This is a genomic window from Bacillus siamensis KCTC 13613 (genome assembly GCF_000262045.1).
Lineage (GTDB): Bacteria > Bacillota > Bacilli > Bacillales > Bacillaceae > Bacillus > Bacillus siamensis.
On the sequence record NZ_AJVF01000013.1, the window covers coordinates 438,820 to 462,328 of the forward strand.

The following is a 23,509-nucleotide window of genomic DNA, read 5'->3' on the forward strand; positions in this document are numbered from 1 at the left end:
GGTCTAAATTGAACCCCTATGCTCGTATATTAGTACAGGATGACAAATAGGTACTTGCCCGGCCGTCCTTAAGGTCTGCTCTATATTTTATCATGATATAAATGTCAGTGTGCAATTTTAGCATCGGGGAGGTAAGAATGAACTTGTCTAAGTTTCATACATTTTTGATTTCATTGTTTTTTATTTTTTTGACGGCGACGGTTATTTCACACCCGCAGGCCTCATTCGAAGCCTCCAAAACCGGCCTTTCCATGTGGTGGGAGGTAGTTTTTCCTTCGCTGCTTCCGTTTTTTATTTTATCTGAGCTTTTAATCGGATTCGGCATTGTCAGGTTTGTCGGCCTTTTACTCGAACCCTTTATGCGCCCCATTTTCAGAGTGCCGGGGGTCGGCGGATTTGTACTGGCTATGGGCATGGCTTCAGGAAATCCGGCCGGCGCGAAACTGACTGCACGGCTGCGCCAGGAGAAACAGATCTCCAGAGTGGAGGCTGAACGACTCGTCTCTTTTACCAATTCATCCAATCCGTTATTTATATTCGCGGCTGTGGCGGTCGGCTTTTTTCATAACGCCTCTCTCGGCATTCTTTTAGCATCGGCTCACTATCTCGGAAACATCGCCGTCGGCCTGACGATGCGTTCATACGGACGGAAAGAAGAATCGGCGTATACCGGGAAAAAGACGCTCGCTCTTCCTTCACTGAAAGAAGCATTTCTGGCGCTGCACAAAGCGCGGCTTTCGGAGAAGCGGCCGCTCGGGAAAATTTTAAGCGACGCCGTCACGTCTTCTGTACAAACCTTGCTGATGGTGGGCGGTTTTATTATATTGTTTTCGGTTTTCAGCCGGTTATTATCAATCGTACAAGTCATGGATGTGCTTTCTGTATTTTCGAACGCGCTTCTTTCGCTCTTCCATCTTCCCGTAAGTCTGGACATTCCTCTTATCAGCGGAATGTTTGAGATTACGCTCGGGAGCAAGCTGGTCAGTGAAGCGGATGCCGCCTTGCTGCCGAAAGCGATGATTGTGAGTTTTATTCTCGGTTTCAGCGGCCTTTCCGTACAGGCCCAAGTGGCCGGCATTTTATCGGAAACAGATATCCGCTTTAAACCGTTTTTTGCGGCGCGTATCCTTCAAGGCATTTATGCCGCCCTTTTTATTCTTTTACTGTGGAAGCCGCTTTATCTTGCATTGGACGAACCTTACCAGTCCGTATTCCTTCCGCTCCGCGATCAGAGTGCGGCCTCGGCTGCCGTCAGCGGATGGAACACACTTGTTGAAGCCGGCCCCGCCGTAACCCTGGCTGCCCTCGCCGTATACGCACTGATTTATTGTTACAGGCTGTCAGCACGGATAAAAAAAGGATGAGACGCCAAACGCGCTTCTCATCCTTTAAATTTCTGCTGCAGCGCCTGTTCGACTTCCGGAGGAACAAACTCTGAAACAGGCCCGTTATATTTTGCGACCTCTTTTACAATGCTTGAACTTAAAAAAGAGTACTGATTGTTCGTCATCATAAAAAAGGTTTCTATTGACTCGTCAAGCACGCGGTTGACAGAGGTTCCCTGCATCTCATATTCGAAGTCAGAAACAGCTCTGAGTCCCCTGATAATCGCATTCGCCTGCTTTTTTTTGGCGTAGTCGATCAACAGTCCCCCTGACGTCTCGACCGTAATATTCGGTATGTCTTTTGTCACTTCCCGCAATAGCTCACAGCGTTCTTCGACTGTAAACAGCGGCTGCTTGGAAGAATTGTTAAGCACGCATACGTACACATGCTCAAACACGTTTGCTCCCCGCCTGATAATGTCCATGTGTCCGTAGGTGACGGGATCAAAACTTCCGGGACATACAGCTATACTTGCCACATCATTACCCCCTATTTCGGTATATCGTCACTCCTGTAAGCCCGTAAATTTCCCTTCTTGTTACAGTAAGCGTGCCGACGGCTTCAGGAAGCGCAACCGCTTTATCATGCTCGGCTACGACAAAACCGCCTTCATTCAGCATGTTCTCTTCATCAATCATTTCGATAAGCGCTTTCAGCTTTTGTTCCTTATACGGAGGATCTAAGAAAATTCCGTCAAAACCTTTTTCCCGTTTCGCCGCGGCATAGAGGGCCCGCTCTGCATCATTGCGGTATACTTCCGTTGAAGACAGCAGATCCAGCGCTTTTAAATTCGCTTTTACCGTTTGGATAGCTTTGAAATCACGATCCACAAAGATACAGCGGTCAAATCCGCGCGACAGCGCTTCAATTCCGAGACCGCCGCTCCCCGCAAACAAATCCAGCCCCGTTCCTCCGTCAAAATACGGGCCGATCATATTAAAAATAGACTCTTTTACTTTATCCGTCGTCGGCCTTGTTGATGTGCCCGGCACAGCCTTTAAGGCTCGTCCTTTTCTTGAACCGGAAATTACTCTCATTTTTCACACCACTTTTTCTGAAAACTTTGATGTTTCGCATCGGCTGAGCCGTTATGTACAAAAACAATCCCTATCTTATCATAAAGCATTCTTTCAAACAATGAGCGTGAAATCATGTATACATGCTCACATTCTTGTCAAAACTACGTGTAACAGCATCAATAAATGATGTTGTTGCCAACCGCGGAGAAGACTTACGTTTCCCCATAAGTTCTTCCTCCGGTTTCTCCTCTCCCTTTGCCTTCTCCTTAACTTGTTAAGGAATAGAAGGACCCCGCAGGTTTCTGCGGGGATTTTTTTATATGCCGATCTTATAATCGTACTCTTTTGCTTTATCAAGCTTTGATTCAAATTCCAGCTTTAAAAAGGGCTTATATGAAGGCTCTACTTTCTTCACATATGAATAAGAAGAAATCTTTTCCATCGTTTTTTCGATTTGGCCCATATCGCAATACAGCACTGCGTATTTCAGCCGCTTGGAAACATAATGAACGTTGCCGAATTTTCTCAGCATTTTACTGTGTTTTAAAGAATGCAGATATACGATTATGCCTTGGCGCTTGCTTTCCATCATGATCACCGCCTGACTCTCTGTTCATTTTATGTAAAAGACGAGACGGCCGTCTCGTCAGGAAACTTTGCATCCGCAGCCGCCGCCGGAACCGCAGCCGCCGCCGCAGGATGACAGGCCGTCAAAATAAGGATTCCCCGTCGGAACTTTTACATGCTCCGAAACGGCCGTGCCGAGTTCGATGCTGATCTCGTCAAGCAGCGACTGAAGCTCAGTCTCCGCTTTTTTAAATTCGGCCACCTTATCATTTAAATCCAGCTCCCGCTTCAACTCTCTCATTTTGCGGGAAATTTCTCTATAATCAGGATGGTATTTGCCAAAGCGCTGCACATCCTCATACTGCTCTTTAATGCTCAAAAAAGAACGAATAATCCGCCCTGCCTCTTCATCTTCATGGAGACGCTTGTAACAATCACGGTAATTTTCAGCCGTCTCAGACTGCAGAATCATGCCGGCAAGCTGCTCCGCTTCACTTTGAAGCCGGACGGACTCAATTGTTGCATACATTAATACGCACCTCCAGTTGTTAGTTTACCACGAAACCTGCCAATTGGAAAATGCGGCGTTTAAATGCTTTTTTAATCCTGCGAACGCATGGCGTGAACCATCTGCATCATCATCTGCGCCATCTGAATCCCGTTTGAGAATTGGCTTACCCGGTGCGGTATCGTTTTTTCATAAAAATTCATCATGTCCAGCTGAAATGAATTGAGATCGTCCGGCTTTCTCGCGAGTCTTCGGTACCAGACGGGGCGCTGCCGTATAAACCGTTTCCGTTCCTCATCTGCAGATATGAATTCCTGAACCTCTTTTCGCATACACGATCCCCTTCTTTAATCCTTCCTGAACGAAAAAGGATGTTGTCCGGAGCCTTGCCGGGGCTGCTTCGTATCGCTGCTCGAAAATTGGCTTAAAAGGCTTTGCAATGATGAAATAGACTGGCTCATTTTATTGATCTGCTCATTCATTTGGTTGATATCCATTTTTTTGACGGCAGTGACCATTTTTGAAACGAAATCGTTCTTTTCAGCTGGTTCCTGTTTGGTTTCCGCTTCAGGAGCAGACTGAACGGCCTCATCTTTAAATGGGTCCCACATCGAATCGTCCTCGCCGAGGAGAACCCAATTTTCATAGACTTCCTGCCAGCTTCTTTGTTCCTTGCGAACATTTTGGATCAGTTTGGGATGCTTTTTTACGAATTGTTTAAAATCATCGATTGATTGCCGTGATTGCTGATTCGCCACAATTCTCACCCCCTCTGAAAAGTTTTGCCTGCTATAATGTATCGGTTCAGGCGCCTTAATGTTCGCCTAAATTGCGAAAAAAAGCAGGTATATGCAAAAATAATTTTTCCCGGCAGGAGCCCGCTCGCGAAAAAACATAAAAAAACCGCGGGGGGCCGCGCCCCTCTGCGGTTTTTACTGCCAAGGCTTAATGAAGTTTTGCGTATAATATTTCCGGTCCACGCCGACCCCGAGGTGTGTGTAATCAGGGCTTAACAGCGCTTTTCTGTGTCCTTCGCTGTTCAGCCAGCCTTCCACTGCTGCCGGACCGTCCACATAGTTGTATGCAATATTTTCACCGGCCTCACGGTATTTCACATCGCCTTTTTCCAAGCGGTCCTTCAAAGTCCCGTATTTCTTTGAGACATGGGAGAAATACTTGTTGTCCTTCATGTCCTGGCTGTGGCCGAATGCCACTTTTGCAGCGCCTTCGTCCCATTTCAGCCTTGCAAGTCCGTGTTTCACGCGGATGACATTTGTAATATCGAGAATCTGCTGTTCGCTCGCCCGTTCAATGCTGTCCCATTTTTTATCGGAAACAGGCTCGGGTTCTGTGAGTCTTCCTCTGTACATAACCTCGTACGGCCTTTGTTTTACTAGCGTTTCCGCATCAAATGCCCTGATGCTTGACAGATTCCCGTCAAATTTGTCCATGTACAGCTGAACATACATACCGCCGATCTTGACAGTTGGACGGGTATTGATATCTTCTTCAGAAAACTCAAACCGGTACGTGTTACCCTTATCCGTCACATTGACAAACGGAGCAACCTGCGTCGTTTTAAAGACTTCGCCCGTCGATTCGCCGATCTTAAACGGTTTTGCGTTGATGCCGCTTCCTGAAGCGTATAAAGTCACGGCTTTATCATTCAGAATACCGACTTGTACATATTGGTCTTTCCCCTGGTTGTACACCCACCATTCATAATCATAAGCAGAAGGATCTTTCCGGGACGGTTCCCCGAGTTTCTTTTTCACATCGGCAGCAGATTTCCCCATGAGAGAAAGCAGTCCGGATGACGGTATTTTCAGCCGTTTTCCGCTCGCCTCCTCATTGGAAACCTGAGGCTCCTCCTGATTCGTTTTTTTCTGAGGAGCCGATCCATATTGTATAAACAGAACATACGCTCCGTAAATAAGCAAAAGGATAACGAGAGCCCTGGCGATATTTTTCAACCTCTCACCCCCATGAAATCAAACCGTTCTATTATTGTTTTTCTTATACAGTACAGCCTATTTGCAGCGTCCGTCATTTATGTTTAATGGATAAACCCTTCCGGACCTTCGTCTTCAGAAATGTCAGACAGCGCCCGGCCTGCTTGCTCATTTGATTGCTCAGCCAAGGAAAGGTCGCCGAGCGTGACAATGCCGACCAGTTTTTTATCCCTTGTGACGGGGATTCTTCTGAGCTGATGTTCAGCCATCATATGGAGCACTTCTTCCACAGAAGCGTCTTCTTCTGCACTGATAACCCGCTCTGTCATTGCGTCGGTTATTTTTTGAGAGTTCGGCTTTTTAGAAGCAATTCCCCGTAATACGAGATCTCTGTCTGTCACGATCCCGACAAGGGTCGCTCCGTCCTCATCCACTATCGGAATAGCGCCGACATCCGCGTCTTTCATCTTCACCGCAGCTTCATATACATTATCTAATACTGTACAATATTGCAAGTCTGACGTCATGAGCTTATTGATCTTTGTCATTGCGGAATTCCTCCTTTTTTCTGCTACTATTGTCGTCAAATTTTTCTTTTTGCATACTTTCACCGTATGAATCATTGAATGTGCAACGCTTTCATACTATGATTGTCAGGAAAGGTAAATTTTAAAAGGAGGGGGAAGGTTTGAAGTTTGAAAACAGCGGTCTTGAAGGGGTAACTGCGGAGCTCAGCCGCTTGAATGATCTGATGGAAAGCAAAGGGCTCATTCTGGCCGGACAATGGGATTATGAAAGAGTGACTTACGACAAAAAGTTTTCAGTTGCTGAGGGGACATTTTATCTGCGGATTCAAGGAACGGCAAAAGAGGGCGATGTAGGCGGCAGCCGTGCCGTGATTCAGCTGAAGGCCCCTCTTTTAGGAAAGCATTATTATCCGCACGGCGTAGAATACGGCAGCGATGAAGAATTTCCGGAACATGTCGTCGCAAAAAGCAAGGCATTACTGCTTGAATTGGCAGAGTCTTTAAAAACAGTGCAAATGTAATAAAAAAGTACAGCAGAATATGCTGTACTTTTTTTATGAGACGGTATGCTCGATATACGGCGGCTCTGAGAGCGTATCTTTTTCCCGTTCCGTTCTGACCCACTGAAAAAAGACGACAGCCAAATATGTTCCGTAAACAATCTCTTGTATGATTTTCATCAGCACTGCCCCAAGCTGCTGATCTTCCAAAGGAGGAAGCGTGTTAAATATCTCCGGACCGGATAAAGGGATCTTCTCCGCCAAGTCTAAAGGGACACAAAGCTTCATAGCTTCGGCCCAAGCCGCCGGATCTGTGTACGTGGCATACATGGGCGCCCCGCTGAACATAATGAGCGCACACGCCGGCGTTAACAGAATCCCGTCCGCCATAATGTACCCAAGCTTCATTAAACCGCTGAGCCGGGGCAGACCGTCCACCTGATGCACAAGCGGCCACCACATAAAAAACGCCGTTACGAAGATGAGTCCGTTCATCAGCGCGTGATACAGCGAATCCGTTTTGACGAAATCAAATATAAACGGAATGTGATACAGTGAAAAAATGCCGTTAAACAGCAGCAAAGCGATAAGCGGCTGTGAAAAAAATGAAAACAGCCGCTTTACGACGGGACGGAAAATCAGTTTTTTCCATGCCCAGCCGGGAATTCCGGAAATCAAGAGCGGCGGCACAACTAAAAACAGAACCGCCATCTGCACCATATGAGCGCTGAACATCACGTGGCCCAATAAATCAACGGGACTTCCCGCAGCCGCGTAAAAAAACAGCGCAGAAAGCACAAACAGCACCTTCTCTTTAGCCGACACACGTCCTTTATGCCGGCTGCACCAGTAAAAGTAAACACCTGTTATCACGGCAGTTATACAAAACAGATAAGGGCTCCACATGGCGCGAAACCCGAACATTTCCAAATTAATCAAATCTCTCACTCCCCGCCGCCCCGATTACCACCAAATAATCGTGACAAATGCAAGCACGGTGATAAACGCGACAAATATTCCCGAATACAGAAATAGTGACGGCGCTTCATGCCCTTTCTGGCTCATATGCATAAAGTAAAACAGCTGAAAGATGACCTGGATGACCGCAAGCAGGATAAGAAACGGCATCGTAAACCATCCGGCAATGCCGTCTGCAGCCACCGTCAAAAACGCGACAAGCGTAAGGCCGATCATCAAACCGAAGGAGATGACCTGATATTTCATCTCCTCGGCATTTTTCTTTTTCCGATATTCGAGATCCGTACTGACAGTCCCTCTGTTTTTGTTATCGTCCATCGTTATCCCACCATCCCCATCAAATATACAACGGTAAAGATAAAGACCCACACGACATCAATGAAATGCCAATATAGACTGGCCACATAATATTTCGGCGCATTATAAAGGCTGAGCCCTCTTTTAGCATTCCGGATCATCAGTGCGCTGATCCATAATAACCCGAACGCCACGTGTGCTCCGTGTGTGCCGACCAGCGTGTAAAACGCCGAGCCGAGCGCAGAGCTAGTAATGGTAAAGCCGAACTCATGAGTGTAATGCTTAAATTCATAAATTTCCACCCCTAAAAATCCGGCTCCCAATAAAACGGTAATCAAAAGCCACACCTGCATTTTTTTAAAGGAGAAATTTTTCATATGATACATTGCATACACACTCGTTAAGCTGCTCGTTAACAGAAGCATCGTGGCGATAAACACGATCGGCAGCTCGAACATGTCAGCCGTTGACGGCCCGCCCGCTTTAGATTCCCGCAAAGCGAGGAATGTCGCAAAAAGCGAGGCGAACAGAACCGTTTCCCCGCCGAGAAACAGCCAAAATCCTAAAAACTTATTTTTCCCTTCTAGCGTTGCTTTTTCAGGAGAAGCCGGAAAGGTTTCAGCCGTCATTTTTTCCTGTAGCTGCATTACGCCTTCACCCCTTTATCATCATTCGGCAGATCTTCTTTGTGAATATGATAGCCGTAATCATCGACCAAGGACCGAAGCAGCATGGTAAAGAATGTGATGCCGAGGCCTATAAAGATAACCGGAAGCCCCCATGAATAGTCAGAGTGGTATAAAAACCCGAACGCTGCGACAAACAGCCCGAAGGACATGATAAACGGCATGATGGAGCCGTTCGGCATATGAATGTCCTCTACAGGCTCTGCAGGCGACATCCCTTCATTTCCGGCCTGCTTTTCAATCCACAGCGGATCAAGTCCCCGCACAAACGGAAGCTGTTTAAAATTATATTCAGGCGGCGGCGAAGAGACCGCCCATTCGAGCGTACGACCGTCCAGCCACGGGTCATTCCCGACGTATTTCCCTTTTACAGAAGTATAAATAATATTGACGACGAGCAATACAGCCGCGCCCGCCATGAAAAACGCGCCGATTGAACTGATCAGGTTGCCGGTATCAAGCCCCTGGCCGGGCAGATATGTGTAAACGCGCCGCGGCATTCCCATTAAGCCGAGGAAATGCTGAATGAAGAAGGTAAGATGAAACCCGATAAAAAATAGAACAAAGGAAATTTTCCCCATCGTTTCATGAAGCACCTTCCCGAACATTTTAGGCCACCAGAAATGCACGCCCGCCAGGATGCCGAACACAACGCCGCCGATGATGACGTAGTGGAAATGCGCTACGACAAAATACGTATCATGGAACTGATAATCTGCCGCTGCGGCCGCCAGCATGACACCCGTCACACCTCCGAGCACGAAAGACGGAATAAAGGCGACGGCATACAGCATAGGCGTCGTGAATTTAACGTTTCCTCCCCAAATCGTCAAAAGCCAGTTGAAAATCTTAATGCCCGTAGGCACCGCAATCGCCATCGTTGCAACCGCAAATATTGCATTGGCAATCGGTCCGAGTCCAGTCGTAAACATGTGGTGAACCCATACCATGAATCCGAGAAAGCCGATCAGCACGATCGCAAAAACCATAGAGGAATAACCAAACAGACGCTTTCTCGCAAACACAGGAATGATTTCTGAAAAAATCCCGAAAGCGGGAAGAATTAAAATGTATACTTCCGGATGCCCGAAAATCCAAAACAAGTGCTCCCAGATAATCGTATTTCCGCCCAATTCAGGGTTAAAGAAATTCGTCCCGAACAGACGATCCAGCATCATCAGCGCTAAACCGACGGTGAGCGGAGGAAATGCGAATAAAATGAGTGCCGACGCCACAAATGTCGTCCACGTAAACAGCGGCAGTCTCATATACGTCAAACCTGGCGCCCTCATATTAATAATGGTTGCCAGAAAGTTGATCCCCGCAATCAGCGTCCCTAAGCCTGATATCTGCAGGCCGAGCACGAAAAAGTCAACGCCGTGCCCTTTCGAATTCAGCGCAAGCGACGCATACGCCGTCCAGCCTGCATCTGGAGCGCCTCCTAAAAACCAGCTCAGATTCAAGAAGATTCCCCCGAAGAAAAACAGCCAGAACCCAAGCGCATTCAGAAACGGAAATGATACGTCACGCGCCCCGATCTGAAGCGGCACAACCGCGTTCATCAGCCCGAATAACAGCGGCATTGCCGCCAGGAAGATCATTGTCGTGCCGTGCATCGTCATAATTTCATTAAACTGCTGCGCATTCACAAAATCGTTTCCCGGTCTCAAGAGCTGAATCCTGATAAGCATGGCCTCAAGTCCGCCGACGACGAAGAAAAATCCCCCGGCGATCATATATAAAATCGCGATTTTCTTATGGTCAACCGTCGTCAAATAGTCCCAAAGCATAGAGCCTTTTCTTTGCTGCCCTGTAAGCGTATTCATCATTTGCGACCTCCCCCCTGATATCTCCCTGTCCTCACTTGTTCTCCGCTTTCAGCCCTTTTAAATATTCATACAGCGCATCCGTTTCAGAGTCCGAAAGCTTCGGATAAGTGCCTGTCATCTTATTGCCCGGTTTAATGCTGTCCGGATCTTTCAGCCAAGCTTTTATGTTCTCTTTATTCGCATCCTTGATGCCGGCCACTTTGACACGTTCGCCGAAGGTAGCCAGGTTCGGAGCCGTTCTTGCTGCTTCAGCCCGCTTATCATTAGGCTCAACCGCATGACAGCTCAGGCAGTTTTTTTCCTTAAACAGCTCTTCTCCTTGCGCGGCTAAATCGGAATCTGTTGTATGCTTATAATTTTTCATCGCTTTCGTCCATTGTTTAAATTCTTTTGACGGCAGCGGTTTCACTTTGAAATCCATCAGCGCATGTGAAGGTCCGCACAGCTCCGCGCATTTCCCGAAGAAATATTTGCCCGCTTCTTTGCTGCGTTTAGAATCGAAGGTCAGAAAGAAAGTATTGTCGTTATCCGTATTCGTATCGATTTTTCCCCCGGCTGACGGAATCCAGAAAGAGTGTTTCACATCTGAGGACTTCAGCTTGAAATAAACGCGTTCATCTGTGGGAACGATCAGCTCCTGACTGGTCACAAACCCGTAATCAGGATACTCGAATTCCCACCAGTATAAATTCGCCCTTACATTAATCACGAGCGCATCCTCTGCTTTACGGTTTTTCTTATCCATCGGCGACGTATCCGCCAGCGCCAGTGTCTGGATGACAACCGGGATGACAAGAATAATCAGAAGCAGGATCGGAATAACGGTCCAGGTGATTTCTAAAAAACGGTTCCCCTCCACCTGTTTCGGTATCGTGTCTTCCCCTACACGCGACCGTCTGAATCTCACAATGACGTAAAAGAAAATAACTGCTACGACCGCAACGACGACAACCATGATAAGTGTGCTGAGCACCGTCAGATCATACTGTTTATCAGCCACTTCGCCGGCAGGCTTGAGTGTGGACAGAAACGGTTTTCCACAGCCGCTCAATAAAAGCGGCACTAAGGCTAATAATGATAAAAGACGCCAACGCTTTAACATTTCACCCAACCCCTTTTTTGAATCAGTACAAAATGCACGAGCAGTAAATCTGCTTCCAGCTGAAATACTTCATTTCCTCATTTCTTAAAATATGAGATTTTTTACTTAAAATTCCATCTATGTATAAAAGCAAAGCCGCCTGATTAAACAAAAGGTCAAGGCGGCGTTTACTAGTTGTCATTGTTTGTTTTGGCGATCAAACAAGCTCATTATTCAATTAAAACAGCGTGAAGACCACCATTGCTACGAAATAAATGGTCATGTAATTAAGCGAATAGACAAACATAAGAGTTGCCCACTTCATAATGTTTTTCATACGGAAACCCATCAATCCGAGAACAAGCCATCCTATATTCAGCAGAGTGCCGAGAATGACGATCGGAAGACCGAGACTGCCGAGGAAAAACGGAAGCGGCAGCAGGCATGCGACCCAGACGATAATCTGTCTTTTCGTCACCTCAAAGCCGTGCACTACCGGAAGCATCGGAATGTTCGCTGCTCTGTAATCTTCCGTCTTCTTAATCGCAAGCGCTAAAAAGTGCGGAATCTGCCAGATGAATAAAATCATGAATAATACCCATGCGACAACACCGATGTGCCCTTCAACCGCTGTCCAGCCGATTAACGGCGGAACAGCGCCCGATACACTTCCGACAACCGTATTAATCGTATAGCGGCGTTTCGTCCACATTGTATAAAGAACAACGTACGTAAACACCCCGATAAAACCGATGACTGCCGCCATTACGGTGGTCATTAAAAGCATGATAAGTCCTAAAGCAATGAGTAAAATTCCTGACCACAGCGCTTGATTCGGCTGAATCTTTCCGGTAACCGTCGGTCTTACTTTCGTGCGTTCCATTAAATGATCAATATCACGGTCATAATAGTTATTAACCGCACAAGAACCGGCGATGATCAGTGAAGATCCTATTAATGTAAGAAGCACGGTGTTTAAATTGCCTAAAAAACTCAGACCGGATATATGTAACGCAAGCCACATGCCGGTAAAAGTCGTAATTAAATTCGAATTGACGATTCCTATTTTAATAAGCGAAAGGAAATCCTTCCATGCCGTCGTCTCTTCAATCTGTCCGTCTATAGCTGTATCGTTTAAAATTCTGGAATTAGCCATAACGTAAACCTCCCTTACAAACCTAAAGCAGGTTTTTTAAGACCTGCAACTCTATCATACAAGATAATGACCTGTAAAAAAACATCCTCTTAAATATTAAACGAGAAACAGGAATTTATTTGTGAACGTTTTATGAATTTTACCACATCCGCCGATTGCATAATAAAGCGGTTACTTTATTTCTATCAGACCCATCTGGAATAATCAACCCCATTATCTAAGAAGTCCTGATTCTATTATATTTTTGTGAACAAACAGAATTGAGAATTGCCACAAAACACATATTCGCTTACACTTGGTACGTATATCATTTTGTCCAGTTTGTTAAGAAGGTGAATGTAAAATGAATAAAGCTTTAAAAGCACTCGGTGTGCTGACGACATTCGTCATGCTCGTCGTGCTGATCGGCGGCGCTCTTGTCACAAAGACAGGGTCGGGTCTAGGATGCGGAAGACAGTGGCCGCTTTGCCACGGCCGCTTTTTCCCGGAGCTTAATGCCGCTTCTATCATTGAATGGAGCCACAGACTCGCAAGCGGTGTCTCAATCGTTCTCGTGCTGAGCCTCGCGTTTTGGGCATGGAGAAAAGTCACGCCTGTTTTCCGTGAAACAACCTTTCTCGCCATTATGTCCATTATCTTTTTATTTTTACAAGCGCTTCTCGGCGCATTAGCGGTTGTTTTCGGATCAAATGCGCTTGTTATGGCGCTTCATTTCGGCATATCGCTGATTTCTTTCGCTTCTGTTCTGATTTTGACGCTGCTCATATTTGAAGCGGATAAATCAGACAAAAAGCTCGTCAAGCCGCTCAGAATCGGCAGGAAAATGCAGTTTCATATGATCGGCCTTTCGATTTACACGTATATCGTCGTTTATACGGGGGCTTATGTACGCCATACGCAATCAAGCCTTGCCTGTCCTGATGTTCCGCTTTGCAGCAGACTGCACCACGGGCTTCCGTCCCAATTTCAGGAGTGGGTGCAGATGGGCCACAGAACGGCAGCGCTGCTTCTGTTCATATGGGTCCTTATCGCTTTCGTGCATGCGGTGCGCTCCTACAAAGACCAAAAACAGATTCTTGGTGGCTGGACGGCGGCTCTTGTCTTTGTTTTATTACAGGCGCTCTCCGGAATCATGGTTGTTTATTCAGAAATGGCCACCGGTTTTGCACTTGCCCATTCACTCTTTATTGCCGGGCTGTTCGGTGTTCTATGCTATTTCTTATTATTAATCGCCCGCTTCCGTTATGAATCAAAACAGCGGAACATTTGAGGCACATGAAAAGGCCGAAGCATCAGAGCTTCGGTCTTTTTACATACAAAAAACCTGATCAAACATGGATCAGGTTTTTTAATGTTCATTCTTTTACGCTTTTTCAATCTCGATCAGTAAATCGCCTGTCTGAATCGGTTCTCCGTTTTTCACATGGATCTGCTGAATCGTCCCGGAGAACGGCGCCTGCACCGTCGTCTCCATTTTCATCGCTTCATTAATCATCAGATGATCGCCCTTGTTCACCTTCGCGCCGGTTTCAGTTAACAATTTAATAACTGTTCCCGGCATTGATGCTGCAATGTGGCTTGGGTTTGTCCGATCGGCTTTTAATTTTTCCTGTACGGACGATTTAATGCTTTCATCTTTAATGACTACCTCACGCGGCTGGCCGTTCAATTCGAAATAAACGACCCGTGTCGCGTCCGGCTGCGGTTCACCGATAGATACAAGTTTCACGATCAGCGTTTTTCCGCGCTCGATTTCCACTTCGATTTCTTCACCGAGCGTCATGCCGTAGAAGAAAGTCGGTGTGTCCAATACGGAAATATCACCGAAGCGTTCAGCCGTTTGTACATATTCAGTGAAAACCTTCGGATAAAGCGCATACGCGATTGCGTCCTGGTCACTCAATTCCATCTGATGCGTTTCTTTCCATTCTTCTTTAATGCCTTCGAAAGATACCGGTTCGAGCAGCTCACCGGGTCTTACCGTAATCGGCGTCTGCCCTTTCAGCACGAGCTTTTGCAGTTTTTCCGGAAATCCGCCGTGCGGCTGGCCGATCTGCCCTTTAAAAAGCTCAACGACAGAATCCGGAAAATCAAGCGTTTCGCCTTTATCATAAACATCTTGTTCTGTTAAATTGTTTTGCACCATGTAAAGCGCCATATCTCCGACGACTTTGGAAGAAGGTGTTACTTTAACGACGTCGCCGAACATGCGGTTGACGACGCTGTACATCTCTTTCACCTCATTCCAGCGGTCACCCAGGCCGACGCCTTTTGCCTGCTGCTGCAAATTGCTGTACTGCCCGCCCGGCATCTCGTGATTATAAATCTCAGTGTGCGGAGACTTCATCCCGCTTTCAAATTCACTGTAATATTGACGGACAGATTCCCAGTATTGTGACAGTCTTTCAACCTGCCGGACATCCATTTCAGGACGGCGGCTGTTCCCTTCAAGCGCATGGTAAAATCCGCTTGCGCTCGGCTGTGAAGTCAGCCCCGCCATTGAGCTGACGGCGACATCCACGATATCCACACCCGCTTCAACAGCTTTGGCATAGAGAAAGACGCCGTTGCCGCTCGTGTCATGCGTGTGAAGATGAACGGGAATATCAATCGTTTCCTTCAGCGCGGAGACAAGTTCATATGCGGCCTGCGGTTTCAAAAGACCTGCCATGTCTTTAATGCCGAGAATGTGCGCACCAGATGCCTCAAGTTCTTTCGCCATGGAAAGATAATATTTCAAATCATACTTCGTCCGGCTCTTATCAAGAATATCTCCCGTATAACAAATCGCAGCCTCTGCCACTTTTCCGGTTTCACGGACGGCATCGATGGCCAGCGTCATCCCTTTCACCCAGTTCAGGCTGTCAAAGATCCGGAATACATCAATACCTGACTCTGCTGACTGCCGGACAAATTTTTGGATGACATTGTCCGGATAGTTGGTATAACCGACGGCATTTGATGAACGAAGCAGCATCTGGAACAATGTGTTCGGCACTTCCTTGCGGAGATCTTCAAGGCGTTTCCAAGGATCTTCTTTTAAGAAACGGTACGCTACATCAAATGTCGCGCCTCCCCACATTTCAAGGCTGAACAGTTCAGGCCACAGGACAGCCGTGGGGTTCGCGATTTTTTTCAAATCATTTGTTCTGATTCTGGTCGCAAGCAGAGACTGGTGGGCATCCCTGAACGTTGTATCAGTCAGGAGTACGGACTTTTGCTCTTTCACCCAGTCAGCAAGCCCTTCAGCGCCTCTTTCATCGAGAATCTGTTTCGTGCCGTTTACCGGCTTTTCTCCGATACCTAACGTAATAGCCTGAGGCTTATCAAACGCAGGTTTTTCTTTTTTCCCGATTCCCGGAAAACCGTTTACCGTTACATTGCCGATGTAAGAAAGCATTTTTGTTCCGCGGTCCTTCTGTTTAGGAAAAACAAACAGTTCGGGCGTTGTGTCGATAAACGATGTATCATATTGCCCGGTCAGGAATTTTTCATGCTTTGCCACGTTTTCAAGAAACGGGATATTGGTCTTAATGCCCCTGATTCTGAATTCCTGCAGGTTGCGGACCATTTTTGCCGATGCCTGCTCAAACGTCAGCGCCCATGTCGACAGTTTGACGAGCAGTGAATCGTAATAAGGCGTGATAACCGCGCCCTGGAAGCTGTTCCCTGTATCAAGACGGACGCCGAAGCCGCCGCCTGAGCGGTAAGCCATAATTTTACCCGTGTCAGGCATAAAGTCATTCAGCGGATCTTCAGTGGTCACACGTGATTGTATCGCATACCCGATTGTAAAAATGTCTTTTTGCTGAGGAATATTGACGGCACGGCTGTGGAGTCCGTGGCCCTGCGCAACGAGAATCTGCGTCTGTACGATATCAACCCCCGTAATCATTTCCGTAATCGTATGCTCCACTTGTACGCGGGGATTCACTTCAATAAAGTAAAACTCACCATCCGCTACGAGAAATTCCACGGTTCCCGCGTTGATATAGCCGACATTTTTCGCAAGGGCGACAGCCGCTTCACAGATCTCGTCCCTTAATTCAGGCTGTAAGGATACACTCGGCGCCACCTCAATGACCTTTTGATGGCGTCTCTGAACGGAACAGTCCCGCTCATACAGATGGACGACATTGCCTTCTTTATCTCCGATCACCTGAACTTCAATATGCTTAGGATTTTCGATCAGTTTTTCAACATACACTTCGTCGTTTCCGAATGCGGCTTTCGCTTCTGATTTAGCCCGCTCAAACGAATCTTTCAATTCGCCCTCGCTTCTGACGATTCTCATCCCCCGGCCGCCGCCTCCGAGCGACGCTTTAATAATAAACGGATACCCGTGAACTTTTGCGAATTGTTCGACATCTTTTAATGTTTCAGCAGACCCGTCACTCCCCGGGATAACGGGGATGCCGGCTTTTTCAGCCTGCTCTCTGGCCTTGACCTTATCTCCGAACATATCCAAATGCGCTGACGTCGGTCCGATAAATACGATGCCCTCTTCTTCACAGCGTCTCGCAAATTGGATATTTTCAGACAGAAATCCGTAACCCGGATGGATGGCGTCAACGCCGTTTCTTTTCGCAATCTCAATAATCCCTTCAATATCAAGATACGCGTCTATCGGTTTTTTGCCTTCTCCGACAAGATAGGCTTCATCCGCTTTATAGCGGTGGTAGGAACCCGAATCTTCTTTTGAATAAACGGCTACCGTTCTGATGTTCAATTCTGTGCACGCCCGGAAAATCCGGATCGCAATTTCTCCCCTGTTTGCTACTAACACTTTTTGGATGGATTGTTGTGACAAATTTCTCTCCCCCTTGGCCTAGTAAATATGTAGTTTATAATAAAGGAATATCCGTCCTGTGTATACATTTGTTTTTTACAGATACACAGATTTTTCCGTCTGCCGTCTTTTTACCCCCTTAGACGGAACGGGTTCCCTCTTTTTCTTCTTTTCTGAGTACTTGACATGCATACTGACGTTCACCAATATACCGGCGCTCGTCAATAATAAAAACATGGATGAGCCTCCGTAGCTGATAAACGGCAGCGGAACACCCGTAATGGGAATTAAACCGCTGACACCGCCGAGATTGATGAAGGTCTGAATCGCAATCATACTGGATATCCCGATTGCCAGGAGACTGCCGAACGGATCTTCACATTTTCTCGCAATATAAAAACCTTTTAACACAACAAAAGCAAGCAGCACAATGACGAACAGGACGCCGAAAATGCCGAGCTCCTCTGAAATAACCGCCATGATAAAGTCTGTATGCGATTCCGGCAGATATCCGTATTTTTGAATGCTTTCTCCGAGACCGAGGCCGAAAAAACCGCCTGAGCCGATCGCATAATACGAATTTATAATCTGCAGGCCTGATGTGCCGGCATATTTAAACGGGTTTTCAAGGCTTTCAAACCGGCTCATGCGCCCAGGCGTTAAAATATCGTCCCATTTCAAATAAATGATCGGGCTGACAAGAAGTAATACGATTCCCGCCATGATCACCAGCCTGAGCAGCGTCTTTCCGCTGAATCCCGAACACATAATGACGCAAAACGCGATCAGACCGATAATCATCGCCGTTCCGAAGTCAGGCTGAATGGCGATAAGCGCACAAATGACTACGGTGACGATCACCGGCGGAGCAACTCCTGTCAAAAGCTGATCGATATAGCTTTGTTTTTTCGCGTACACCGCGGCAAGATACAGAATCAGGGTCAGCTTGACAAATTCCCCCGGCTGAATGGCCATTCCGCCGATTTTAAACCAGCTTTGCGCGTTTCCGGCAACATGTCCGAAAACAAACAGCGCGCAAAGCGCAGCCACTGACGCAAGCAGTAATATTTTCTGGACCTTCTGATGGGCGAGCACTTTGTACGGGAAAACGGCCGCGATGATAAACAGCACGAGCCCTGCAATGACGGCGAACAGCTGCCGTTTAAAAAAATAGTCGCTGCTCACGCCGTAACGCATAACGGCGGTAATCATACTTGAACTGTATACCATTACCAATCCGAAACTGCACAGCAGAATAATAGCGCTTATCAATGAATAATCGTAAGATTTTAACATTCTTTTAAACATAACATCCTCTTTCCTGCTTAAAGCTTACGTTTAATACCTATTGCGTATTATATTTTACTATAATTCATAAACAATTTACGCAGTTTCTTTATAGTTTTTCGGATGAAATGCAGATTAATAGACCGTCTCACGAAAAGAAGATGCAAAAAAACGGTTTACGGTTATAAAAAAACCCAAACCGTTGAATAGTTTGAGTTTGATCATTTATTTTCCTGTAAACGCGTCATGCAGTGCAGACAGTTCTCTTTCAAGTCTGTCCAGCAGCTCTTTTCCGTCGTTTTCATCAACTAATCCCAGGCGGACAGCAAAATCGATTTCCCTCGACAGTCCGAACATCTGAGTATCCAAGACCTCTTCGTACAGAGGACATTGAGGCATCGTTAAGTTATCCATTTGTACTCGGATCAGCTTCAAAATCTTCTCAGCATCTGACTTCAACAGTTCGAATGCTTTCTGCTGATGGTCAACTATAATCTCTGAAGCCAAAAGTATCCCTCCGTTCCCCAGGCGAGTACCTAATTCTTCTATTTATCATAAAGGGTATCAGGTGAAATTGCAAGAGGATTTAAGCAGATGTCATGATAAAAAGTGTTTCAAAAAATACTCAGCCTGTATTTCTCAGACATGATTTCCAGAAGCTTCACACCCGCGATGCTGTTGCCTTTTTCATCAAGCGCCGGGCCGAATATACCGATTCCGAAATTGTATGGCGAAATGCCCATGATTCCTCCCGAAACCCCGCTTTTGGCGGGAATGCCGACCTTGATCGCGAATTCCCCGCTCGCATTGTACATGCCGCATGTCACCATAAACGTCTTGCAGATTCTCGCCACATCTTTTTTTATGACCTGTTCCCCGGTCTCCGGATGCTTGCCGTCAAGTGCGAATACGCAGCCGATTTTGGCTAAATCCAGACTGCTCATCTTAATCGCGCACTGCTTTGTATACAAATCCATGACCTCTTCAACATCGCCTTTAAAAATGTCATACTGCTTCATGTAATAACACATTGCCCGATTGATCATGGAGGAACCGAATTCTGATGCTGCGACATGTCTGCAATATGTAATTTCCTGATTATTCGCAAGCCTTCTGATAAATCCGAGCAGATAATCCAGACGGTCTTTCGGCGTATGCCCTTTAATAAAACTTGTAACGACGAGAGCGCCCGCATTAATCATCGGATTTAAAGGCTTGCCCGGGTTCACCGTCTCAAGCTTCACAATGGAATTAAACGGGTCGCCGGTCGGCTCCTGCCCTACGCAGCTGAATATCTTTTCCTTTCCGTAATCCATCAGGACGAGTGCCAGAGAAAGCACCTTCGAAATGCTCTGCAGCGTAAATGTCCGGTCAGCGTCTCCTGCCGTCAGACATGTATTTTCCGCATGATAAATCGTGACTGAAAGGCTGTCTTGACCCGATTCTGCCAAAGCCGGAATATAGTCTGCCACTTTGCCTTCTCCGGTCTTTTTTTTCGCTTCTTGAACGAGTGCGTCCAGCTCCTGGTAATGCCGGCATACCATTTCGATCCCCTCACTTTGCTGCCGTTGGTTACGTCTAATTTGCGACGCAAAGTGACAATTCATGCGAAAACTTTTATACTTTAAGTAAAGGGGGGCTTCACCATGAGCGTTATTCAAGTTAAAGGCAATGTTACATACCCGATTACAATTGATCCGAGTGTCTGGATTTTCGATGACCGCAAGTTTCCGTTTGAAAACAATCAGCCCGTTCACTCAGACGGCTCGGCAGAAACTAAGGAGCATACACTCGATCCGGAACGGGTGATCAGAGAAGGGCGCATTTCGCCGCCGACTTTAAAAAGCGAAAAACGTTTTGAAAAAGAAAGATTAATGAACGGCAGTTTCGCCATGAAGCTCGGTGCTGTCTTAGCAAATGCCGAGCCGAAAGAAAGCGCTGTCCTTTGCGTATTTATTTCAGGATCTGAAAGAACCGAGGTGCCGCTTGAAAAGGCGATGGACGCAATCGCCCATTTCTGTGAGTCAGGGAAGCCTCTTCAAGACGGCGGTCCGGTCCATTTTTACGTGAACGGAAACTTTGAAAAACCGATAACAGGCGTCACAGAAATCGAAGTTCTATAACAAATCGGCCGCAAGCTGTGCAAGGCCGGATCTTTCGCCTTTCATAAGCTTCACGCTGCCGGAGACGGTTTGTCCTTTAAACCGCTCTACGACATAAGCAAGTCCGTTATTTAAACTGTCTAAATATGGGTGATCTATTTGCTCCGGGTCACCCATCAGGACAATTTTGCTGCCTTCTCCCACCCGTGTCAAAAGCGTCTTGACCTCGTGCCTCGTCAAATTCTGAGCCTCATCGATAATAATAAACTGATCCGGAATGCTTCTTCCCCGAATGTATGTCAGCGCCTCAACCTGAATTGATCCGATGCCCGCTAAAATCGCTTCAAGTTCACCCGGCTTTTTCGCATTGAACAAAAATTCAAGATTATCAAAGATCGGCTGCATCCACGGCTTGAGCTTCTCCTCTTTTTCACCCGGCAAATATCCGATATCCTTGCCCACCGGGACGATGGGACGTGCGACGATCAGTTTTTTATAAATACCGAGATCCTCAGTCTGCAGAAGCCCCGCTGCGAGAGCTAGCAAGGTTTTTCCTGTTCCCGCTTTTCCGATCAGGGTGACAAGCGGGATATCTTCTCTCAGCAGGAGTTCAAGCGCCATTGTCTGCTGGACGTTTTTCGGCCTGATGCCCCATACGTGCTCATCATCAAAGACGAGTCTTTTTACGGTCTCCCCTTTCTTATCTGTCATGCCGACCGCAGAAGAAGATCCTCCTAATTCATCTTTCATCAGCACAAATTGATTCGGATAAACCTGATGCTGCTGAAGCTCCTTGACTGAAATTTGTTTGTTTTTATAAAACAAGTCAAACCGCTCTTTATTCATAAATATATCCTTGTACCCACTGTATATCTCATCATGGTCAACGACTCTGTCGTTTAAAAAGTCCTCCGCCAAAAGCCCGATGGCATCCGCCTTTACCCTGACCAGCACATCCTTACTGACCAGGATGACGGGGCGGCCGTTTTCTTTCGTTTCCTCCTCAAGGCTTAAATTTTTTGCCACCGCCAAAATGCGGTTATCATTTGTTTTTTCGATAAAAATTTCCTGAAGCTGATGAAATGACCGGTGGTTCAGTTCAATTCTGATCGTTCCTCCGCTTTCAAGCGGAACCTTTTCGTGCAGCCTTCCTTTCTCCCTGAGCCCGTCTATCAGCTTAGATACGTGCCTCGCATTCCTCCCGACCTCGTCCATATACCGCTTTTTTGAATCGACCTCTTCCAGCACGACGGCGGGGATGACAACTTCGTTTTCTTCAAAAGAAAAAATGGCGTTAGGATCCTGCAAAAGTACATTCGTATCTAACACATAAATTTTACTCAAGTCTCAGCCTCCTGAAAAATAAGGATCAAAGCCCAGCGTGTGCTTCTCTTTTCGTGAAAAACGGGGATGCCTGCTAAAATATATGATTTGGTGAATAAAGATAGAAGGTTAATTCAACAATAAAAGAAATGAAAGCATTAAGGAGGGAATCTGACGTGCGAATTCTTTTCATTATCATACAAGCTTTATTTATTCTGACCGGCTGCACAGCTGTACAGGATAGCCGCGGACGCAGCAATATCCAAAACGAATCAACCGATCAGGGCGGAGCAAAACCGATTCATGTGAGTGATACAGCTCCTGAAACAGCTGCGAATCCCGGCCGGACAGACATTGCAAAGCATCTAGTCGAAGTGACTGAAAAAATCCCAGGCATTACAGACGCCACCGCGGTCGTACTCGGGCGATACTCAGTCGTCGGAATCGATGTGGATGACAATTTAGAACGGAGCAAAGTGGAAAGCATTAAATACACCGTTGCCCAAGCATTAAAAAACGATCCTTACGGCGCCAATGCCGTTGTCGTCGCTGATCCTGATACAGTCTCCCGCCTGAGAGGCATGGGCAGCGATATTAAGGCCGGACGTCCGGTTTCAGGCATTTTGGACGAACTCGCCGCAATCGTCGGACGTGTCATGCCGGAAGTTCCGAATGATGTGACCGACAATGAAAAAGAATCACCGACTAAATCGAATGATGACCAGCTGAATCAAAGAGATCAGAACAAGCTGCAAAACGAGCAGAATGATCAATCGGATCATCACATGAATAACCGCCGGTAAAAAGCAGCGCCCGCTACAAAGGAAGGGCGCTGCTTTCTTTCCCTTTGGCAGGCGGGTCATCCATGATATAATGCTTGTCATAGTGAAAGAGGTGAAAAATCAATGAGAGTTAAATGTTCCATTTGCGACAAAATTGAACAAATTGATGATGAAACACTGACAGCCAAACGCCTCCGCAACCGTCCGATTCATACATATATGTGCCAGGAATGCCATGACCGAATCAAAGTCAAAACAGAGGCGCGGCTGAATACCGGACACTTCTCCTTTCATCCAGGGCAAAAAACGAAAAAAGATAAAGTGAAAAAATAAACCAATAAAAAAATGACCCGCCGAAAGGCAGGGTCATTTTTTTATTGCGGTTTAGCTGACTGGCTTTTTTTGGACTGGTGCAGACGGATTTTGTAAATGATCAAAATCAAGGCGGCGACAACAAGCCCTTCTCCGACCGGCAGAAACACACCGAAAAAAGTCAGCACGGTGCAGCCGAGTACGAGAAAGAGATAAACTGCCGCAGCCTTTAAAACCGGCAGCCTTTTGGCAAAGCCGAGTTTAAATACAATCACCGAGAGCACGACGATCGTTCCGTATAACAGCCACATTCCCGTCAGCGGATGCTCATCCACTTGGTAAAGCGCAGCAAAGAACGACAGCCGTTCACTTACTTCATTCAAAAAGATCCCCTCCCCTTTTCCGTTCGGGTTCTATCTTTTCAAATT

26 protein-coding genes are annotated in these 23,509 nt (G+C 46.6%); 6 read left to right on the forward strand and 20 right to left on the reverse strand.

Annotated features, from left to right (window positions below; translation table 11 throughout):
- The first annotated feature begins 137 nt into the window (after nucleotides 1-137).
- On the forward strand, nucleotides 138-1,364 hold the full coding sequence (gene ylbJ, locus Y79_RS0102205; protein ID WP_016936221.1) for a sporulation integral membrane protein YlbJ: 1,227 nt from the start codon (nucleotides 138-140) through the stop codon (nucleotides 1,362-1,364).
- A 17-nt stretch (nucleotides 1,365-1,381) separates the two neighbouring features.
- On the opposite strand, the gene coaD is transcribed toward ylbJ, so the two are convergent.
- The 8 genes from coaD to Y79_RS0102250 form a co-directional block, all read right to left on the reverse strand.
- Nucleotides 1,382-1,864: a pantetheine-phosphate adenylyltransferase gene (coaD, locus tag Y79_RS0102210; protein WP_016936222.1), complete on the reverse strand. Its 483-nt coding sequence runs from the start codon at nucleotides 1,862-1,864 to the stop codon at nucleotides 1,382-1,384.
- A 4-nt stretch (nucleotides 1,865-1,868) separates the two neighbouring features.
- On the reverse strand, nucleotides 1,869-2,423 hold the full coding sequence (gene rsmD / locus Y79_RS0102215) for a 16S rRNA (guanine(966)-N(2))-methyltransferase RsmD (protein WP_016936223.1): 555 nt from the start codon (nucleotides 2,421-2,423) through the stop codon (nucleotides 1,869-1,871).
- 298 nt (nucleotides 2,424-2,721) lie between these two features.
- On the reverse strand, nucleotides 2,722-2,994 hold the full coding sequence (locus Y79_RS0102225) for a YlbG family protein (protein ID WP_016936225.1): 273 nt from the start codon (nucleotides 2,992-2,994) through the stop codon (nucleotides 2,722-2,724).
- A gap of 57 nt (nucleotides 2,995-3,051) precedes the next feature.
- Nucleotides 3,052-3,501 (reverse strand): regulatory iron-sulfur-containing complex subunit RicF, encoded by a 450-nt coding sequence (gene ricF, locus Y79_RS0102230; protein WP_016936226.1) that lies wholly within the window; start codon nucleotides 3,499-3,501, stop codon nucleotides 3,052-3,054.
- Nucleotides 3,502-3,572: 71 nt separating this feature from the next.
- Nucleotides 3,573-3,812 (reverse strand): YlbE-like family protein, encoded by a 240-nt coding sequence (locus tag Y79_RS0102235; protein WP_003154475.1) that lies wholly within the window; start codon nucleotides 3,810-3,812, stop codon nucleotides 3,573-3,575.
- A 15-nt stretch (nucleotides 3,813-3,827) separates the two neighbouring features.
- Entirely contained in the window at nucleotides 3,828-4,238 is a 411-nt protein-coding gene (locus tag Y79_RS0102240; protein WP_016936227.1) for a YlbD family protein, read from the reverse strand.
- Between the two features lie 174 nt (nucleotides 4,239-4,412).
- A complete protein-coding gene (locus Y79_RS0102245) occupies nucleotides 4,413-5,453 on the reverse strand; it encodes a CAP domain-containing protein (protein WP_016936228.1) in 1,041 nt (346 codons plus the stop codon).
- An 83-nt stretch (nucleotides 5,454-5,536) separates the two neighbouring features.
- Entirely contained in the window at nucleotides 5,537-5,980 is a 444-nt protein-coding gene (locus Y79_RS0102250; protein WP_016936229.1) for a CBS domain-containing protein, read from the reverse strand.
- A 140-nt stretch (nucleotides 5,981-6,120) separates the two neighbouring features.
- On the opposite strand from Y79_RS0102250, the gene Y79_RS0102255 reads away from it, so the two are divergent.
- Complete coding sequence (locus Y79_RS0102255; RefSeq protein ID WP_016936230.1) at nucleotides 6,121-6,480, forward strand: YugN family protein; 360 nt, start codon at nucleotides 6,121-6,123, stop codon at nucleotides 6,478-6,480.
- A gap of 33 nt (nucleotides 6,481-6,513) precedes the next feature.
- On the opposite strand, the gene ctaG is transcribed toward Y79_RS0102255, so the two are convergent.
- From ctaG to cyoE, 6 genes are all read right to left on the reverse strand, one after another.
- A complete protein-coding gene (gene ctaG / locus Y79_RS0102260; protein ID WP_016936231.1) occupies nucleotides 6,514-7,398 on the reverse strand; it encodes a cytochrome c oxidase assembly factor CtaG in 885 nt (294 codons plus the stop codon).
- A gap of 24 nt (nucleotides 7,399-7,422) precedes the next feature.
- Nucleotides 7,423-7,755 (reverse strand): cytochrome c oxidase subunit IVB, encoded by a 333-nt coding sequence (gene ctaF, locus Y79_RS0102265; RefSeq protein WP_007409686.1) that lies wholly within the window; start codon nucleotides 7,753-7,755, stop codon nucleotides 7,423-7,425.
- 2 nt (nucleotides 7,756-7,757) lie between these two features.
- Nucleotides 7,758-8,381: a cytochrome c oxidase subunit III gene (gene ctaE / locus Y79_RS0102270; protein WP_013352146.1), complete on the reverse strand. Its 624-nt coding sequence runs from the start codon at nucleotides 8,379-8,381 to the stop codon at nucleotides 7,758-7,760.
- The gene (ctaD, locus tag Y79_RS0102275; RefSeq protein WP_016936232.1) at nucleotides 8,381-10,249 is read right to left on the reverse strand and encodes a cytochrome c oxidase subunit I; all 1,869 of its coding nucleotides are present in this window, start codon (nucleotides 10,247-10,249) and stop codon (nucleotides 8,381-8,383) included. Before ctaD ends, ctaE begins: the two co-directional genes overlap by 1 nt.
- Nucleotides 10,250-10,280: 31 nt before the next feature.
- Nucleotides 10,281-11,351 (reverse strand): cytochrome c oxidase subunit II, encoded by a 1,071-nt coding sequence (coxB, locus tag Y79_RS0102280; protein ID WP_016936233.1) that lies wholly within the window; start codon nucleotides 11,349-11,351, stop codon nucleotides 10,281-10,283.
- 217 nt (nucleotides 11,352-11,568) lie between these two features.
- Nucleotides 11,569-12,486, reverse strand: coding sequence for a heme o synthase (gene cyoE, locus Y79_RS0102285; RefSeq protein ID WP_016936234.1), 918 nt, complete (start codon nucleotides 12,484-12,486; stop codon nucleotides 11,569-11,571).
- Nucleotides 12,487-12,829: 343 nt separating this feature from the next.
- Between cyoE and ctaA the strand changes: the two genes are divergently transcribed.
- Nucleotides 12,830-13,756, forward strand: a complete 927-nt coding sequence (ctaA, locus tag Y79_RS0102290; protein WP_016936235.1) for a heme A synthase CtaA — start codon at nucleotides 12,830-12,832, stop codon at nucleotides 13,754-13,756.
- 93 nt (nucleotides 13,757-13,849) lie between these two features.
- Here the strand turns inward: ctaA and pyc are convergent, their stop codons facing one another.
- From pyc to glsA, 4 genes are all read right to left on the reverse strand, one after another.
- A complete protein-coding gene (gene pyc / locus Y79_RS0102295) occupies nucleotides 13,850-17,296 on the reverse strand; it encodes a pyruvate carboxylase (RefSeq protein WP_016936236.1) in 3,447 nt (1,148 codons plus the stop codon).
- Nucleotides 17,297-17,371: 75 nt separating this feature from the next.
- Nucleotides 17,372-18,583, reverse strand: a complete 1,212-nt coding sequence (locus Y79_RS0102300; protein WP_016936237.1) for an FtsW/RodA/SpoVE family cell cycle protein — start codon at nucleotides 18,581-18,583, stop codon at nucleotides 17,372-17,374.
- 204 nt (nucleotides 18,584-18,787) lie between these two features.
- Nucleotides 18,788-19,069: an Fpa/YlaN family protein gene (locus tag Y79_RS0102305; RefSeq protein WP_016936238.1), complete on the reverse strand. Its 282-nt coding sequence runs from the start codon at nucleotides 19,067-19,069 to the stop codon at nucleotides 18,788-18,790.
- A gap of 107 nt (nucleotides 19,070-19,176) precedes the next feature.
- On the reverse strand, nucleotides 19,177-20,106 hold the full coding sequence (gene glsA / locus Y79_RS0102310; RefSeq protein ID WP_016936239.1) for a glutaminase A: 930 nt from the start codon (nucleotides 20,104-20,106) through the stop codon (nucleotides 19,177-19,179).
- Between the two features lie 102 nt (nucleotides 20,107-20,208).
- Between glsA and Y79_RS0102315 the strand changes: the two genes are divergently transcribed.
- Nucleotides 20,209-20,685 (forward strand): hypothetical protein, encoded by a 477-nt coding sequence (locus tag Y79_RS0102315; RefSeq protein ID WP_016936240.1) that lies wholly within the window; start codon nucleotides 20,209-20,211, stop codon nucleotides 20,683-20,685.
- Here the strand turns inward: Y79_RS0102315 and Y79_RS0102320 are convergent.
- Nucleotides 20,680-22,008, reverse strand: a complete 1,329-nt coding sequence (locus Y79_RS0102320) for a PhoH family protein (protein ID WP_016936241.1) — start codon at nucleotides 22,006-22,008, stop codon at nucleotides 20,680-20,682. The genes Y79_RS0102315 and Y79_RS0102320 overlap by 6 nt on opposite strands.
- A 155-nt stretch (nucleotides 22,009-22,163) precedes the next feature.
- On the opposite strand from Y79_RS0102320, the gene Y79_RS0102325 reads away from it, so the two are divergent.
- Both Y79_RS0102325 and Y79_RS0102330 read left to right on the forward strand, forming a co-directional pair.
- Nucleotides 22,164-22,790 carry a YhcN/YlaJ family sporulation lipoprotein gene (locus tag Y79_RS0102325; RefSeq protein ID WP_016936242.1) on the forward strand — a complete coding sequence of 209 codons (627 nt, stop codon included), beginning with the start codon at nucleotides 22,164-22,166 and terminating at the stop codon, nucleotides 22,788-22,790.
- A gap of 102 nt (nucleotides 22,791-22,892) precedes the next feature.
- Nucleotides 22,893-23,102 (forward strand): YlaI family protein, encoded by a 210-nt coding sequence (locus Y79_RS0102330; RefSeq protein WP_016936243.1) that lies wholly within the window; start codon nucleotides 22,893-22,895, stop codon nucleotides 23,100-23,102.
- 41 nt (nucleotides 23,103-23,143) lie between these two features.
- Here Y79_RS0102330 and Y79_RS0102335 read toward each other — a convergent pair whose 3' ends face one another.
- On the reverse strand, nucleotides 23,144-23,464 hold the full coding sequence (locus Y79_RS0102335) for a YlaH-like family protein (protein WP_015239793.1): 321 nt from the start codon (nucleotides 23,462-23,464) through the stop codon (nucleotides 23,144-23,146).
- Nucleotides 23,465-23,509 lie beyond the last annotated feature (45 nt).